At 52.9% G+C, this 16,770-nt stretch carries 14 protein-coding genes; 4 read left to right on the top strand and 10 right to left on the bottom strand.

Going from position 1 to position 16,770, the window contains the following annotated elements; genetic code table 11:
- Positions 1 to 87: 87 nt before the first annotated feature.
- Complete coding sequence (locus KP80_RS15695) at positions 88 to 837, top strand: 4'-phosphopantetheinyl transferase family protein (protein ID WP_052284585.1); 750 nt, start codon at positions 88 to 90, stop codon at positions 835 to 837.
- A gap of 38 nt (positions 838 to 875) precedes the next feature.
- Positions 876 to 1,442, top strand: a complete 567-nt coding sequence (locus KP80_RS15690) for an NADPH-dependent FMN reductase (RefSeq protein WP_052284584.1) — start codon at positions 876 to 878, stop codon at positions 1,440 to 1,442.
- Positions 1,443 to 1,531: 89 nt separating this feature from the next.
- Here KP80_RS15690 and adeP read toward each other — a convergent pair whose 3' ends face one another.
- Complete coding sequence (gene adeP / locus KP80_RS15685) at positions 1,532 to 2,869, bottom strand: adenine permease AdeP (protein WP_052284583.1); 1,338 nt, start codon at positions 2,867 to 2,869, stop codon at positions 1,532 to 1,534.
- A gap of 168 nt (positions 2,870 to 3,037) precedes the next feature.
- On the opposite strand from adeP, the gene yieH reads away from it, so the two are divergent.
- Positions 3,038 to 3,703, top strand: a complete 666-nt coding sequence (gene yieH / locus KP80_RS15680; RefSeq protein ID WP_052284582.1) for a 6-phosphogluconate phosphatase — start codon at positions 3,038 to 3,040, stop codon at positions 3,701 to 3,703.
- Between the two features lie 69 nt (positions 3,704 to 3,772).
- Here yieH and phoU read toward each other — a convergent pair whose 3' ends face one another.
- The 7 genes from phoU to glmU all read right to left on the bottom strand — a co-directional run bounded on the left by phoU (position 3,773) and on the right by glmU (position 11,974).
- Positions 3,773 to 4,498, bottom strand: a complete 726-nt coding sequence (gene phoU / locus KP80_RS15675; RefSeq protein ID WP_052284581.1) for a phosphate signaling complex protein PhoU — start codon at positions 4,496 to 4,498, stop codon at positions 3,773 to 3,775.
- 14 nt (positions 4,499 to 4,512) lie between these two features.
- Positions 4,513 to 5,286 (bottom strand): phosphate ABC transporter ATP-binding protein PstB, encoded by a 774-nt coding sequence (pstB, locus tag KP80_RS15670; RefSeq protein ID WP_052284580.1) that lies wholly within the window; start codon positions 5,284 to 5,286, stop codon positions 4,513 to 4,515.
- A 48-nt stretch (positions 5,287 to 5,334) separates the two neighbouring features.
- Positions 5,335 to 6,225: a phosphate ABC transporter permease PstA gene (gene pstA, locus KP80_RS15665; protein ID WP_052284579.1), complete on the bottom strand. Its 891-nt coding sequence runs from the start codon at positions 6,223 to 6,225 to the stop codon at positions 5,335 to 5,337.
- Positions 6,222 to 7,184 (bottom strand): phosphate ABC transporter permease PstC, encoded by a 963-nt coding sequence (gene pstC, locus KP80_RS15660; RefSeq protein WP_052284578.1) that lies wholly within the window; start codon positions 7,182 to 7,184, stop codon positions 6,222 to 6,224. Before pstC ends, pstA begins: the two co-directional genes overlap by 4 nt.
- Before the next feature lie 71 nt (positions 7,185 to 7,255).
- The gene (pstS, locus tag KP80_RS15655) at positions 7,256 to 8,296 is read right to left on the bottom strand and encodes a phosphate ABC transporter substrate-binding protein PstS (RefSeq protein ID WP_052284577.1); all 1,041 of its coding nucleotides are present in this window, start codon (positions 8,294 to 8,296) and stop codon (positions 7,256 to 7,258) included.
- Between the two features lie 298 nt (positions 8,297 to 8,594).
- Positions 8,595 to 10,424, bottom strand: coding sequence for a glutamine--fructose-6-phosphate transaminase (isomerizing) (gene glmS / locus KP80_RS15650; protein ID WP_052284576.1), 1,830 nt, complete (start codon positions 10,422 to 10,424; stop codon positions 8,595 to 8,597).
- Between the two features lie 179 nt (positions 10,425 to 10,603).
- Entirely contained in the window at positions 10,604 to 11,974 is a 1,371-nt protein-coding gene (gene glmU / locus KP80_RS15645; protein WP_052284575.1) for a bifunctional UDP-N-acetylglucosamine diphosphorylase/glucosamine-1-phosphate N-acetyltransferase GlmU, read from the bottom strand.
- Positions 11,975 to 12,318: 344 nt separating this feature from the next.
- On the opposite strand from glmU, the gene KP80_RS15640 reads away from it, so the two are divergent.
- The gene (locus KP80_RS15640; RefSeq protein WP_052284574.1) at positions 12,319 to 14,496 is read left to right on the top strand and encodes a right-handed parallel beta-helix repeat-containing protein; all 2,178 of its coding nucleotides are present in this window, start codon (positions 12,319 to 12,321) and stop codon (positions 14,494 to 14,496) included.
- 433 nt (positions 14,497 to 14,929) lie between these two features.
- Here KP80_RS15640 and KP80_RS15635 read toward each other — a convergent pair whose 3' ends face one another.
- Complete coding sequence (locus KP80_RS15635; RefSeq protein WP_052284573.1) at positions 14,930 to 15,349, bottom strand: F0F1 ATP synthase subunit epsilon; 420 nt, start codon at positions 15,347 to 15,349, stop codon at positions 14,930 to 14,932.
- Positions 15,350 to 15,369: 20 nt separating this feature from the next.
- A complete protein-coding gene (atpD, locus tag KP80_RS15630; RefSeq protein WP_035893613.1) occupies positions 15,370 to 16,752 on the bottom strand; it encodes a F0F1 ATP synthase subunit beta in 1,383 nt (460 codons plus the stop codon).
- Between the last annotated feature and the right edge of the window lie 18 nt (positions 16,753 to 16,770).

The following is a 16,770-nucleotide window of genomic DNA, read 5'->3' as shown; positions in this document are numbered from 1 at the left end:
TCGCATTTTTAGGCAGTAAAACCTGATCATAGCTAGCGTAAATGTTACTCTCGTAATATCCACAGTCCATTAATCACGGAGCGAAAAATGGCGACGCACTTTGCAAGAGGGATCCTCAAGGACGGGCATCTACTGTCGGTCAGGCTATCATCCACCAGCCACAATATCGCACGTCAGCTGCCGGCCTATCGCCGTACTCGCTTTCTGGCGTCGCGCGCGCTGTTAGCCGAGCTGCTGTTTATGCTTTATGGCATCAGCGAACTTCCTGAAATCGTGACGCAAAAAGAAGGTAAACCCTTCTTTAAAGACAGCCACCTACCTGATTTTTCCATCGCCTATGCGGGCAATATTGTTGGTGTAGCGCTGACCACCGAAGGCCAGTGCGGCCTCGATATGGAACTGCTGCGCGTGCTGCGCAATACGCCGCAGGCGACAATGATGGAAAACTACCGATTTACCAGCAATGAAAATCTGTGGATTAACAACCAAAGCGATCCACACGAGGCGCGCGTACAGTTGGTTGCGCTGCGTCAGAGCGTGCTCAAAATGACCGGCGATGTGCACATCGACTCACCGCAGGCACTTCAATTGCTTCCTGGCTCAGGACGCCTGCGTTCCGCCACAACCGACCAACTCGAAGCGATTTGTGACGCTGAGGATGTACTGGCCTGGTCACTCGCCGTTTCCCCTTCTATTGAGAAACTCAAAGTATGGGAATTTGATGGCAAATACGGCTGGCGCAGTCTGCCAGACGCACAAACGCGGGCCAATGAACCTGCGGCGCGAGTGATGAGATTCACCAGCCTGCCGGCAGAGAAAGCGCTTATACTCAACTGATTCGGCTGAAAACAGCCTCATGATGCAAAGGAGTAATCATGTCTGAAGCGTTGAAAGTTGTTACGTTATTGGGAAGCCTGCGCAAAGGTTCATTTAACGGTATGGTTGCACGCACCCTGCCAAAAATCGCCCCGGCGGGCATGAGCGTTTCTGCGCTGCCGTCGATTGGCGATATCCCGCTGTATGATGCTGACCTGCAACAAGAAGATGGATTCCCACAAAGTGTTGAAGCGCTAGCTGAGCAAATTCGCCTGGCTGATGGCGTGGTCATCGTCACGCCGGAGTATAACTACTCCGTACCAGGCGGCCTGAAGAACGCCATCGACTGGCTGTCCCGCCTGCCGGATCAACCGCTGGCCGGTAAGCCGGTGCTTATCCAGACCAGCTCCATGGGCGCCATTGGCGGCGCACGCTGCCAGTATCACCTGCGTCAAATCCTGGTATTCCTCGATGCCATGGTGATGAACAAGCCGGAGTTTATGGGCGGCGTGATTCAGAACAAAGTCGATCCACAGCTGGGTGAAGTGATTGAGCAAGGTACGTTGGATCATCTGACCGGACAGTTGACCGCATTTGGCGATTACATTCAGCGCGTGAAAGCGTAAAGAAAAAGCCCGGCAGCGTTAACGCTTGCCGGGCCTTTATTTCCCGTAGCTCAGGTCAGCAAAGCCCACCTGAGACCACAAACCGCACCTTAGTGGGCGTCGATAAACACAATTTTCAGCACAAACAGCAGCGCAACCACAATCACGCACGGGCTGAGGTCACGGAAACGACCGGTACCGATTTTCATGATGCAGTAAGAGATGAAGCCCAGCGCGATACCTTCGGTAATCGAGAAGCTAAACGGCATCATCACCGCGGTGATGAACGCGGGAACCGCTTCGGTCAGGTCATCCCACTTCACGCGCGACAGGCTTGAGGTCATCAGCACGCCAACGTAAATCAGCGCACCCGCCGCCGCGTAGCCTGGAACCATTCCCGCCAAAGGCGACAAGAAGATAACCAGCAGGAATAGCAGACCCACGACCACCGCCGTCAGACCAGTACGGCCGCCAACGGAGACGCCGGAAGAGGATTCGATATAGGCGGTGACGGAAGAGGTACCAATAAAGGAACCAGCCACAGACGAAACGCTATCCACGAACAGCGCCTGCTTCATGCGCGGGAATTTACCCTTCTCATCAGCCAGACCCGCTTTATCGGTGACGCCAATCAGCGTACCGGAGGAGTCAAACAGGTTAACCAGCATAAAGGAGAAAATGACGCCCGCCAGGCCGAGGTTAAATGACCCAGCAAGATCTACCTGGCCTACCACTGTCGTAATGCTCGGTGGCGCAGATACGATGCCGCTATAGTGGACATCACCAAGCATCCAACCCAGCAGAGTCGTCACCACGATAGAGACCAGCACCGCCGCATGGATATTACGGGATGCCAGAATCGCGATGATAAAGAAGCCCAGCACACCCAGCAGCACGCTGTGAGACGTCAGGTTACCAATAGAAACCAGCGTATCCTGGTTAGCCACGATAACACCGGCGTTTTTCAGCCCCATCATGCCGATGAACAGGCCGATACCGCTGGTAATACCAACACGCAGGCTCACCGGGATATTCGCAATCATCCAGTAACGCACGCGGAAAATCGTCAACAGCAGCAGGCCCACAGCACCCCAGAAGATGGCACCCATACCTACCTGCCACGGCAGGCCCATGGCCTGTACCACCACAAACGCGAAGAAGGCGTTCAGACCCATCGCTGGCGCCAGCGCCACCGGCAGGTTAGCGAATACGCCCATCAGGATACTGCCCAGCGCCGCAATCAGACAGGTCGTCACGAACACCGCGCTGGTGTCCATCCCGGCGACGCCAAGAATTTGCGGGTTTACGAAAACGATGTAGACCATCGTCAGGAAGGTGGTGAAACCGGCGATCACTTCGGTGCGTGCCGTTGTGCCGTGTTCGCGCAGTTTAAACACGCGCTCCAGTATCCCCTGACCGGAAGCCGGGGTGGTGTGTTGTTGACTCATTATCTATTTCCGCAGAAAAGGGAGGAAAATTCGTCGCTATCCTATACCAAAATGCGACAATAGGCGCGGTTATGAGATACTTTTTTCATTGATTTTGCTTATACGGCAACGATTGCGTCTCTGAATTCTGCATTACGTAAACGTTAAACTTGTTAAAAAGGAAATGACATGTCCGGAGTTGAAGCGGTTTTTTTCGACTGTGACGGTACGCTGGTCGACAGCGAAGTTATCTGTTCACGGGCCTACGTCCACATGTTTAAAACATTTGGCATCACGCTCGATCTGGAAGAGATTTTTAAACGTTTCAAGGGTGTAAAGCTCTACGAAATCATCGATATCATCAACGAAGAACACGGCACAACGCTTGAAAAGTCCGCGTTAGAGCCCGTTTACCGCGCAGAGGTCGCACGCCTTTTCGACACGGAACTCGACGTTATCGATGGCGCTAACGACCTTATTGATGCAGTTAATATCCCGATGTGTATCGTCTCCAATGGCCCGGTCAGCAAAATGCAGCATTCGCTGGGCAAACTGGGAATGTTGCACCATTTTCCGGAAAAGCTGTTTAGCGGCTACGATATTCAACGCTGGAAGCCCGATCCGGCGCTGATGTACCACGCGGCCAAGGCCATGAACGTCAATGTCGAGAACTGCATTCTGGTGGATGATTCATCGGCCGGAGCCCAGTCGGGGATTGATGCCGGGATGGAAGTGTTCTACTTCTGCGCCGACCCGCATAACAAACCGATCGATCACCCGAGGGTGACGATGTTTACCGATCTGGCGCAATTACCGGATCTCTGGAAAGCTCGCGGCTGGGATATTACGCGGTAAATAAAAAAGCCGGATAGCGCACGCTTATCCGGCTTAAAGTCCCGTATGGCGGGTTCACCGCCCATACTGTCACTCTTTTGGCGCTTTCCCCGCCAGCAGTTTATCCAGCTCATCACCGCCGACGTGACGGAAATCTTGTCCCTTCACGAAGTAGAAGATGTATTCACAGATATTCTGGCAGCGATCGCCAATACGCTCGATAGAGCGGGCGCAGAATAGCGCGGTCAGTACGCTTGGAATGGTACGCGGGTCTTCCATCATATAGGTCATCAGCTGACGCACGATGCCCTCATATTCCTGGTCAACTTTCTTGTCTTCGCGGTAGATACGCACCGCTTCGTCCAAATCCATACGCGCAAAGGCATCCAGAACGTCGTGCAGCATCTGCACCGTGTGACGACCGAGCGATTCCAGGCTCACCAGCAGCGGCTGGTGCTGATGGGAGAATTTCTCCAACGCAGTACTGCAAATCTTGTCCGCCACGTCGCCAATACGTTCCAGTTCAGCGATGGTTTTAATAATCGCCATCACCAGGCGCAGGTCACTCGCCGTTGGCTGACGCTTGGCAATAATACGTACACAGGCTTCGTCAATCGCCACTTCCATCATGTTGACGTGCTTATCGCCTTCAATGACGCGCTTTGCCAGCTCGCTATCCTGGTTATGCATCGCGGTAATGGCATCAGAAAGCTGCTGCTCTACCATGCCGCCCATGGTCATCACCTGGGTGCGGATGCTTTCCAGTTCTGCGTTGAACTGGCCGGAAATATGTTTATTAAGGTTCAGATTGTCCACAACGCGCTCCTGAATCAACCGTAACGGCCGGTGATGTAATCTTCTGTTTGTTTCTTCGCGGGCTTAGTGAACAGATCGTCCGTGTTGCTGAACTCAATCAACTCGCCCAGGTACATAAACGCCGTGTGGTCGGAACAACGCGCAGCCTGCTGCATGTTGTGGGTCACGATAACCACGGTGTAATCCTCTTTTAACTCGGTGATCAGCTCTTCAATACGCCCGGTGGAAATCGGGTCAAGCGCTGAGCACGGCTCATCCAGCAGCAGAACTTCCGGGCGAATCGCGATACCACGGGCGATGCACAGACGCTGCTGCTGGCCACCGGAGAGAGAGTACCCGCTCTGGTGCAGTTTATCTTTGGTTTCATTCCATAATGCGGCCTTGGTCAACGCCCACTGCACGCGCTCGTCCATATCGGTACGCGACAGTTTTTCAAACAGACGGACACCAAAGGCGATGTTGTCATAGATGGACATTGGGAATGGCGTTGGCTTCTGGAACACCATGCCCACTTTCGCACGCAGCAGCGCGATATCCTGGGTATTGGTGAGAATATTGTCGCCATCCAGCAGAATTTCACCTTCCGCACGCTGCTCCGGGTACAGTTCAAACATTTTGTTGAAGGTACGCAGCAACGTCGATTTACCGCAGCCCGATGGGCCGATAAACGCGGTGACCTGGTTTTTCGCGATATCCAGGTTAATGTTCTTCAGGGCATGGAATTTGCCGTAGTAGAAGTTCAGGTTACGTACTGAAATCTTACCCGGGGTGGTGTTCACCATACTCATCTCAATCTCTTCCTCATCCAGCGCCGCCGTTGGCCGCGCTGTAAAAAATTAACCGTGTTTCTTCTTCGCGAAAATGACGCGCGCCAGAATGTTCAGCAGCAGTACGCACAGAGTGATAATCAGCACCCCGGCCCAGGCCAGTTGCTGCCACTCAGCAAACGGGCTCATCGCAAATTTAAAGATGGTCACCGGCAGGTTGGCGATAGGCTGCATCATGTCGGTGCTCCAGAACTGGTTGGAGAGCGCGGTAAACAGCAGCGGGGCTGTTTCACCCGCGATACGCGCAATCGCCAGCAGGATACCGGTCATAATCCCGGAGATAGATGCTTTCAGCGTAATGGCCGAAATCATCCGCCATTTCGGCGTCCCCAGCGCGTAGGCCGCTTCACGCAGGCTATCCGGCACCAGCTTCAGCATGTTCTCGGTGGTACGAATGACAATTGGCACCTGCAGCAGCGCCAGCGCAATCACGCCCGCCCAGCCGGAGAAGTGCTGCATCTGCGCCACCACGATGGTGTAGACGAACAGACCGACGACGATAGACGGTGCAGAAAGCAGAATATCGTTGATAAAGCGGATAACCTCAGCCAACCAGGACTTACGTCCGTACTCGGCCAGGTAGATACCCGCCATAATGCCCAACGGCGTACCAAAAACGGTAGACCACAGAATCAGCAGGCCGCTGCCCGCGAGGGCGTTTGCCAGACCACCGCCCGCCGTATTCGGCGGCGGCGTCATTTCGGTAAACAGCGCCAGCGACATTCCATCGATACCGCGGGTGATGGTGGCCATTAAGATCCACACCAGCCAGAACAGACCGAAGATCATCGTGGCCATAGAGAGCGTCAGCGCAATGCGGTTCTTCATGCGGCGACGCGCCTGCATCTTGCGGCGAGATTCAGCCAGCTCAGCGGTGTTTTGCATTTCCAGAGTGGTCATGAACGAGCCCCCTCATTCTTCGCCAGTCGCATGATCATGAACTTAGACGCGGCCAGGACGATAAAGGTAATCGCAAACAGGATCAGGCCCAGTTCCATCAAGGCGGAGACGTGCAGACCGGATTCCGCCTCGGCAAACTCGTTCGCCAGCGCGGAGGTGATACTGTTGCCCGGCATGTACAGCGATGCACTGTCGAGCTGGTAGGTGTTACCGATAATAAAGGTCACCGCCATGGTTTCACCGAGCGCGCGGCCAAGGCCGAGCATCACGCCACCGATAACCCCATTTTTGGTGAATGGCAGGACGATACGCCAGATCACTTCCCAGGTGGTGCAACCGATGCCGTAGGCCGACTCTTTCATCATCACCGGAGTCTGTTCGAACACATCACGCATGACGGCGGAGATATACGGGATAATCATGATGGCAAGGATCACACCCGCCGCCAGGATACCGATACCAAACGCCGGGCCGGAGAACAGGGCACCGACAAACGGGATGTTAGAGAGAATATTGCCAACCGGCTCCTGGAAGTAGGTCGCGAACAGCGGAGCAAAGATAAACAGGCCCCACATGCCGTAAACGATGCTGGGGATAGCCGCCAGCAGTTCGATCGCGATACCTAACGGGCGTTTAAGCCAGTTCGGTGCCAGTTCGGTCAGGAAGAGTGCGATGCCGAAGCTCACCGGAACGGCGATCAGCAAGGCAATAACGGAGGTGACGATCGTACCGTAAATCGGTACCAGTGCGCCGTAAACATCGTTCGGTGCGTCCCACTCTTTGGTCCACAGGAAAGCAAAGCCGAACTTCTCGATGCTAGGCCAGGAAGAGATGACAAGGGAGACGATAATCCCGCCCAGCATCAATAGCACAATCAGCGCAGCCAGTCTTACCAGCGCGCTGAATATCATGTCACCCTTTTTACCCGGTGGGTTAAAAGCAGGCTTGGTTGCAGCCATAAATCACTCTTTCAGTTTAAAATCCGCGACGACGTTTACAGATGCCCGGCGTCACCGCCGGGCTACCGTAATCAGTACAGCGCTTTACCGCTGCTATCTTTTACGTTGGTCTTCCATGCAGCACGAACCTGCTCAACCACGCTTGCCGGCAGGGTAGCATAATCCAGCTCGTTAGCCTGCTTCCCACCGTTTTTGTACGCCCAATCAAAGAACTTCAGCACTTCAGCGCCTTGCTCAGGTTTCTTCTGATCTTTGTGTACCAGAATGAAAGTTGTTGAGGTAATTGGCCATGCACCTTCACCTTTCTGGTTGGTCAGGTCCTGCGCGAAAGATTTGCTCCAGTCAGCGCCTTTAGCAGCGTTGGCGAAGTTCTCTTCGGTAGGGCTAACCGCTTTACCGTCAGCAGAAATCAGCTTGGTATAAGCCAGGTTGTTCTGCTTCGCGTAAGCATATTCAACGTAGCCAATTGCACCCGGCAGACGCTGTACGAAGGCCGCAATGCCGTCGTTACCTTTACCGCCCAGACCCGTCGGCCAGTTCACGGTAGAGCCCGCACCAATTTTTGATTTCCACTCTTCGTTCACTTTCGCCAGGTAGCTGGTGAAGACGAAGGAAGTACCTGAACCGTCAGCACGACGCACAACGGCGATGTTCTGAGAAGGCAGTTTGACGCCTGGGTTCAGTTTGGTGATGGCTTCATCATCCCACTTCTTAATCTTGCCGAGGTAGATGTCACCCAGCGTTTTGCCGTCCAGCACCAGCTCGCCTGATTTCAGGCCAGGGATGTTGACAGCCAGCACCACACCGCCGATGACGGTCGGGAACTGGAACAGGCCTTCCTGTGCCAGTTTTTCGTCAGACAGCGGAGCATCAGATGCGCCGAAATCTACGGTGTTAGCAGTAATTTGTTTTACACCACCGGAGGAACCGATACCCTGGTAGTTAACTTTACTACCGGTCTCTTTTTGATAGGTATCTGCCCATTTGGCATACACTGGCGCAGGGAAGGTTGCACCTGCACCTGTCAGGCTTGCTGCTGCAAAGGCAGAGAAAGCGCTCATCGATAAGGTCGCGGCGACAACAGTTGCGACAGTGGTACGCATAACTTTCATAATGTCTCCTGCAAGGATCCGTAAAGTGTTGTTTAGTGGCTACGATGAGCAAAATAGGATAAACAGGTGACAGTTATATGTAAGGTTTATGACAGTTTAATGACAACAGAAACCCTGTGAAAAACGCCATTATTAAACCCATTAAAATCAGCATATTAGAAAAATAATTTACAATAAAATTTCAAAAGAATTTTGTTTTTATGACAGCGAAATGGCCGCGCTTTATGACAGTTATAGCAGGTAAAAAAAATCCGGCTATGCCTGAGACATAGCCGGATGGTTTAACGAGCCATCGTGATTATTCGACGGTCACGGATTTCGCCAGGTTACGCGGCTGGTCAACATCGGTGCCTTTGATCAGCGCCACATGATAAGACAGCAGCTGTAGCGGAACAGTATAGAAAATAGGCGCAATCACCTCTTCAACATGCGGCATCTCAATGATGTGCATATTGTCGCTGTTGGTAAATGCTGCATCTCTATCGGCAAACACGTACAGCTCACCGCCACGCGCACGAACCTCTTCAATGTTGGATTTCAGTTTTTCCAACAGTTCGTTATTTGGCGCCACCACAATCACCGGCATATCAGCATCAATCAACGCCAGTGGACCGTGTTTCAGCTCGCCTGCCGCATAGGCTTCTGCGTGAATGTAGGAGATCTCTTTAAGCTTCAGCGCCCCTTCCAGGGCGATTGGGTACTGATCGCCACGGCCAAGGAACAACGCGTGATGTTTGTCGGAGAAATCTTCCGCCAGTGCTTCAATGCGTTTATCTTCTGACAGCACCTGCTCAATGCGGCTTGGTAATGCCTGCAGCGCGTGAACGATATCCTGCTCAACGGCCACATCGACGCCTTTCAGGCGCGCCATTTTCGCCACCAGCAGCAGCAGAACCGTTAGCTGAGTAGTGAAGGCTTTGGTAGACGCAACGCCAATTTCCGCACCCGCTTTGGTCATGATCGCCAGATCGGACTCACGCACCAATGACGAACCCGCTACGTTGCACACTGCCAGCGAGCCCAGATAGCCCAGCTCTTTGGTCAGACGCAGACCGGCCAGCGTATCGGCGGTTTCGCCAGATTGCGACAGCGTGATCACCAGGCTGTTTGGACGCACGGCCGATTTGCGGTAGCGGAATTCCGAGGCAATCTCGACGTCACACGGCATACCAGCCAGCGATTCAAACCAGTAACGCGCCACCATTCCAGAGTTGTAGGATGTACCGCAGGCGATAATCTGGATATGCTCAACCTGAGAGAGCAATGCATCGGCCTGTGGCCCCAGCTCGCTTAAATCCACTTCACCGTGGCTGATACGCCCGATTAAGGTGTTTTTAATGGCGTTTGGCTGCTCGTAGATCTCTTTTTGCATGTAGTGGCGATAGATACCTTTATCGCCCGCATCGTACTGCAGGTTAGATTCAATTTCCTGGCGCTTCACTTCAGCACCGGTTTTATCAAAGATCTCAACCGTACGACGAGTCACCTCGGCAATATCACCTTCTTCAAGGAAGATAAAGCGGCGGGTCACCGGCAGCAGCGCCAGCTGGTCAGAAGCAATAAAGTTCTCACCCATACCGAGGCCGATAACCAGTGGGCTACCTGAACGTGCGGCCAGCAGGGTACTTGGGTCGCGAGAATCCATAATCACCGTGCCGTACGCACCGCGCAACTGCGGGATGGTTCGCAGAACGGCTTCGCGCAGCGTACCGCCCTGCTCCATTTCCCAGTGCACTAAGTGAGCAATCACTTCTGTGTCGGTCGCGGAGACAAAGACATAACCGCGCGCCTGCAGCATTTCACGCAGTGGTTCGTGGTTTTCGATGATGCCGTTATGCACCACCACAATGTGGTCAGAAACATGCGGATGCGCGTTGCTTTCTGAAGGTTCGCCATGGGTCGCCCAGCGGGTATGAGCAATACCGGTACCACCAGACAGCGGATGTTCTTCCGCCGCCTGTGCCAGCATCTGCACTTTCCCCAGACGACGCAGACGGGTCATATGACCTTCTGCATCAACGACCGCCAAACCCGCAGAGTCATAGCCACGGTATTCCAGGCGACGAAGGCCTTCGAGAAGGATTTCAGCTACATCACGTTGCGCGACTGCGCCAACAATTCCACACATAGTTTTTTAGTTCCGATTTTTACGCGTTGTCGGTCAACCTGTTGCCCGTATACCGGGCGCCCCGAGCCTTGTAGAGAGTGGGGTTATTTTTATGGGTACTACTTTGCGGACGGGAGATTATGTTATCTCCTCATCTTGAGTCTGCCGGGCACGCAAAACGCCGTCCGGCAAAAACGTTATTATTTTTTCTTCACCGGGCGCTGCCAGCCCTGTTTATGGACCTGCGGTACGCGGCTTAATACCAGTTCATTATCGGCGACGTTGCGGGTGACCGTTGTCCCAGCGGCAATAGTGACGCCTTTGCCGATAGTGACCGGCGCTACCAGCTGTGAATCGGAACCCACAAAGACGTCGTCGCCAATAATGGTTTTAAACTTGTTGGCACCGTCATAGTTACAGGTGATGGTACCCGCACCGATATTCACGTTATCGCCAATTTCCGCATCGCCCAGATAGGTCAAGTGACCGGCTTTAGAACCTTTACCCAGACGCGCTTTTTTCATCTCAACAAAGTTACCGACATGCGCGCCTTCCAGCAGCTCAGCGCCCGGACGCAGACGAGCAAACGGCCCGATGGTGCATGCAGCCTGCAGCGTTGCGTCTTCTACCACGCTGTATGGGCTGATTTCGCAATCGTCACCGATGATGCTGTTTTTAATCACGCAACCTGCGCCAATTTTGACGCGATGACCGAGAACGACGTTGCCTTCAAGGATAACGTTAGTATCAATCTCCACGTCACGCCCGTGAGAAAGCGTGCCGCGCAGATCAAAACGCGCCGGATCGCGCAACATAACGCCCGCCAGCAGCAGTTTTTCTGCCTGCTCTGACTGGTAAACACGCTCAAGACGCGCCAGCTGCAGACGGTTATTCACCCCTTCCACTTCGCTCAGGCGTTCAGGATGTACGGCAGCAATCTCATGCCCTTCCTGATACGCCATAGCAATAATGTCGGTAATGTAGAATTCACCCTGCGCATTGTTGTTATCGAGCTTCGCCAACCAACGTTTCATGTCCGCGCCGTTAGCAATCAGAATGCCGGTGTTAATTTCTGGAATCAGGCGTTGCTCGTCGCTCGCGTCTTTATGCTCAACGATGCCGGTCACTTTGCCATCTTTACGAGTGATGCGGCCATAGCCGCTCGGCTCGTCCAGCACCACGGTCAACAAGCCAATACCGCCCTGCGGTTTCGCGTCACGCAGTCGTTTTAAAGTCTCTACGGAGATCAGCGGGACATCGCCGTACAGCATCAGAATATCTTCGTCATCGGCAAAGAAAGGCGCAGCTTGCTGCATCGCGTGACCGGTTCCCAACTGTTCAGCTTGCAGCACCCAGTTTAAATTGTCTTCAGTGAGGGTCTGCTTAAGCAAATCACCGCCGTGACCGTACACCAGATGTACCTGGGTTGCGCCAACATGTTTAGCGGCATCAATGACATGCTGCACCATCGGTTTACCCGCGAGGGTATGCAGCACTTTAGGGAGATCGGAATACATGCGCGTGCCTTTGCCAGCGGCAAGGATCACAACGCTCATGGTACGGTTAGACATAGGTATCCTGTCTGTAGATTAAGTATGAAGTAAACCGGGTTAACGTTGAAAATTCTACATATTTTTCAGCATGAAATGGTCTGCTGTTAAAACGTCCAACATTCTCGGTAGCCCTGTTTTTCTACCCTTATTTTCGTCCATATCAAATCCATTTGTCTTGTAAGAATTAAGACCAGACGCCAGTTTTCGCGCTATCTCGCTGCTTATGCTGTTTTTTTGCTACCTGAATAAAGAACACCTTAAATTAAAACGGCGTTTTATTTACTCATTATTGTGACGTATAAAAAAGAAACACTGTTTTGATTTGGTGATAATTACGCCAATCAACCATTCAGGAAGATAATATGAACAACAAGATACCTCTGGCCCTTACTCTGTGTAGCGCTGCACTCTCTCTTCAGGCGCAGGCCGCCACGCCTGAGCAATGGAAAGCCATCGCCTTCGGGCAGTCCACCGACATTAACTTCTCCTCCAATGTGCTGGCGGAGAAAGTGGGCGTCAATAACGTGACAATTGACGGTAAAACCCTGACATCACAGCAGGTTGCCGATCTGAGTAAACCCATCACTATTGAAAGCCGCGGTGGGAAAATCGCTAACTCGCACGACGGTCTAACTTTCTTCTATACCACGCTGCCGTCCGACAAGAACTTTGTGCTGGCCGCAACGGTGACCGTTGATCAGTTCGGCCCGGAAAACGGTGCCAAACCGGCCGCCCAGGAAGGGGCCGGACTGCTGGTGCGCGATATTATCGGCATCCCTCGCCAGGAGCCGCTGAAAGAAGGCTATGAAGAGTTTCCGGCGGCGTCAAATATGGTGATGAATGCCATTATGACCCAGGATAAAAAAGACGATTACCGCGTGAAGCTGCAGGCGATTTCACGTAATGGGATCACCCAGCCTTGGGGAAATGCCGGATCTGAAATCAAAAAGGTGAGCTATAAAGAAGGCGTCGATCTCCACCAATCACCAACCTTCCGTCTTAAACTGGAACGTACGGATGAAGGCTTTGTGACCGCCTGGGCGCCAGCAGGCAGCGATGAGTGGGTTACCCAGCAGGTACCGCATGCGGATCTCATCTCCGTGCAGGATAAAAAACAGTATTACATCGGCTTCTTTGCTTCACGAAACGCCAAAATCACCGTCAGCAATGCATCGTTGACCACTTCCGAGGCGAAAACCGTCGCCTCTAAACCCTTTGTCGCGAAATCCTGGCCGGTGGTTATGCAGGTGACGTCGGGCAGCAAGAGCCTGAGCCAGAGTTATACGCTACAGGCACGAGCCAACTATGACGGGCAGTTCACCGTGCGTCAGAACGAAGTGGTGATCGGGGAGAATAAACCGGTGAAAGCCGGAGAAATGTTCACCCAGCCAGCCACGCTTAAAGAAAATAATAGCTTCCAGATTACGTTTACCCCCACCAGCGGTAAAGACCGCACGCCGGTTGAACAAACCCTGACAGTTAACGCGGTAAAAGGTATTACCGGCAGCACGCTGTTTGCCGCAGTGAATGGCAAAGCCGATGCCAAAGGGACCGCTGAGGCTCCGCTGGATTTAGCCACTGCCATCGAACTGCTACCTCCGGGAGGCAAAATTATACTCGCCGCCGGTGATTATGCGAAAACCGATATTCCGCTCTCCGCCAGTGGCCTGGAGAAAAACCGCAAGACGCTGGAAGCTCAGGGTAAAGCCGTTATCCACGGCATGCTGCTGGATGGTAACTATTGGACACTCCGTGGTATTGAGATAACGGATAAGAGCCTACGCATTCAGGGCAGTCACAACCTGATTGAAAATGTCGTGGCCTATCGCAACGACGACACCGGCATTCAGATCTCATCGGTGGATAAGATCGGCCGCCCGCTGTGGGCAAGCCATAATAGGGTGGTGAATTCCGAGTCCTTTAGTAATGAGGATCCGGGTAAGATCAACGCCGATGGCTTTGCCGTGAAGATGCGTGTCGGTGAAGGTAACCGCCTGGAGGGCTGCTACTCCCACGATAATATCGACGACGGATTTGACCTGTTCAACAAGATTGAAGACGGGGCTAACGGCGTGGTAGTGATTGAAAACTCGATTGCCCGTAACAACACCAGCAACGGCTTCAAACTCGGCGGCGAAGGCCAGCCGGTGGCTCATGAGATCCGCAACAGCATCGCTGTGGGCAACCATCTCGACGGTTTTACCGACAACTTCAACCCTGGCAAGCTGGTGGTGGTGAATAACGTCGCCGTGGATAACCTGCGCTTTAACTTTATCTTCCGCCCAAGCCCTTATGGCGATCCCTCCACGCAAGGCGTGTTCAGCGACAACATTTCGCTGCGCAGCCAGCCGGGAAAATATGACGATGCAGTAGTGGGGAACGTGGACGCCACCAACTACTTCATTGAAAAAGGGAAAAGCGTGAATAAGGAAGGCAAAGAGCTGCGTGCAGAGGATTTTCAGTCACTGACGCTGCCACAGCCGCTGGAACGCAACGCGGACGGAAGTTTTAAAACCGGAAACTTTCTGAACAAAGACTAATAGCGCGTTATAGGCCTACAAAATACAAAGGTCGCCGTGAGGCGACCTTCTTCATTTTAGCGTTCCGTTTACACCGCATGTGTTGTGGTTTTCGTTAGCGGTACAGCGCATCACAGAACTGAGTCTGACCGGCAAGTGGGCGGTCAGCGCGGTAACCTTACAGGTTGAAGGTACCGAAAGAAATGTTCATAGAGCTGAAAAGAGCGATGATTTTGTTGATCAGTTTCATGATTTTTATCCTGCGATAGTAGTGGTAATTTCTGTGACTCAACTCACAAAACAAAGTCTACTCTTCTCATTTTTATCGATCAACAGTTTTGTGACCTCAATCACAAAATATTTAAAATAGCTTTTCAATTTCAAATTTATTAAAACAAAACATAAAAAAAGCCAGCCTGGAAACCAGACTGGCTTTTTGACTTTCAAGCCGGTGTTACATCGCTTTCTTGGTCAACTCGATAACGCGCAGTTTAGCGATCGCTTTGGCCAGTTCCGCAGACGCCTGAGCGTAATCCACGTCGCCGTGAGAGCTTTTAATGTGCTCTTCAGCTTTGCGTTTCGCTTCCAGGGCTCGCGCTTCGTCGAGATCCTGGCCGCGAATTGCAGTATCAGCCAGAACGGTCGTGCTGCCAGGCTGCACTTCGAGAATGCCGCCGGACAGATAGATAAACTCTTCATGACCGAACTGTTTAACGATGCGGATCATACCAGGCTTAATGGCGGTGAGCAGCGGGGCGTGACCCGGGAAAATACCCAGTTCACCTTCGCTACCCGTTACCTGGATTTTCTCGACCAGACCAGAGAACATTTGTTGCTCTGCGCTGACGACGTCCAGGTGGTAAGTCATTGCCATATCACCCTCCGATTAAGGCGTTAAAGTTTTTTGGCTTTTTCCACTGCTTCATCAATGGAACCGACCATGTAGAACGCCTGCTCTGGCAGGTGATCGTATTCGCCGTCCATAATGCCTTTAAAGCCACGGATGGTGTCTTTCAGGGAGACGTATTTACCCGGAGAACCGGTGAATACTTCTGCCACGAAGAATGGCTGGGACAGGAAGCGCTGAATTTTACGCGCGCGTGCTACCACCAGTTTATCTTCTTCAGACAGCTCATCCATACCCAGGATGGCGATGATGTCTTTCAGTTCCTGATAACGCTGCAGGATGGACTGAACGCCACGAGCGGTGTCGTAGTGTTCCTGACCAACAACCAGCGGATCCAGCTGACGGCTGGTGGAGTCCAGCGGGTCAACGGCTGGGTAGATACCCAGAGAAGCGATCTGACGGCTCAGTACCACGGTTGCATCTAAGTGAGCAAAGGTGGTTGCTGGGGATGGGTCAGTCAAGTCATCCGCAGGTACGTATACCGCCTGTACGGAGGTGATAGAGCCGGTTTTGGTGGAGGTGATACGTTCCTGCAGAACGCCCATCTCTTCCGCCAGAGTCGGCTGATAACCTACCGCTGAAGGCATACGACCCAGCAGTGCAGATACTTCAGTACCGGCCAGGGTGTAACGATAGATGTTATCGACGAACAGCAGTACGTCACGACCTTCGTCACGGAACTTCTCAGCCATAGTCAGACCAGTCAGCGCTACGCGCAGACGGTTTCCTGGTGGCTCGTTCATCTGGCCGTAAACCAGGGATACTTTATCGATAACGTTGGAGTCGGTCATTTCGTGGTAGAAGTCGTTACCCTCACGAGTACGTTCACCTACGCCCGCAAACACGGAGTAACCGGAGTGCTCGATCGCGATGTTACGGATCAGCTCCATCATGTTTACGGTTTTACCAACACCCGCACCGCCGAACAGACCAACTTTACCGCCCTTAGCAAACGGACACATCAGGTCGATAACTTTGATGCCGGTTTCCAGCAGTTCCTGAGAGCTAGACAGCTCTTCGTAGGAAGGTGCTGCGCGGTGGATCGCCCAACGCTCTTCTTCACCGATGTCGCCTTTCATGTCTACTGGTTGGCCCAGTACGTTCATGATACGACCCAGCGTTGCTTTACCGACTGGGACTTCGATTGGGTGCTCGAGGTCTTTTACATCAAGACCACGGCGCAGACCGTCGGAAGAACCCATAGCGATGGTACGTACGATACCGCCGCCGAGCTGCTGCTGAACTTCCAGCACCAGCACTTCATTACCATTCTGAACCTCAAGGGCTTCGTACACGCGCGGTACGGCATCCTGAGGGAATTCGACGTCAACTACGGCGCCGATTACCTGGACAATTTTTCCAGTAGCCATCATGAATCCTCTACGAAT

This window comes from Kluyvera genomosp. 1 (assembly GCF_001266615.1).
Classification (GTDB): Bacteria; Pseudomonadota; Gammaproteobacteria; order Enterobacterales; family Enterobacteriaceae; genus Kluyvera; species Kluyvera cryocrescens_A.
Note: the sequence above shows the minus strand (reverse complement) of the source record. Positions and strands in the feature narration are given on the sequence as shown.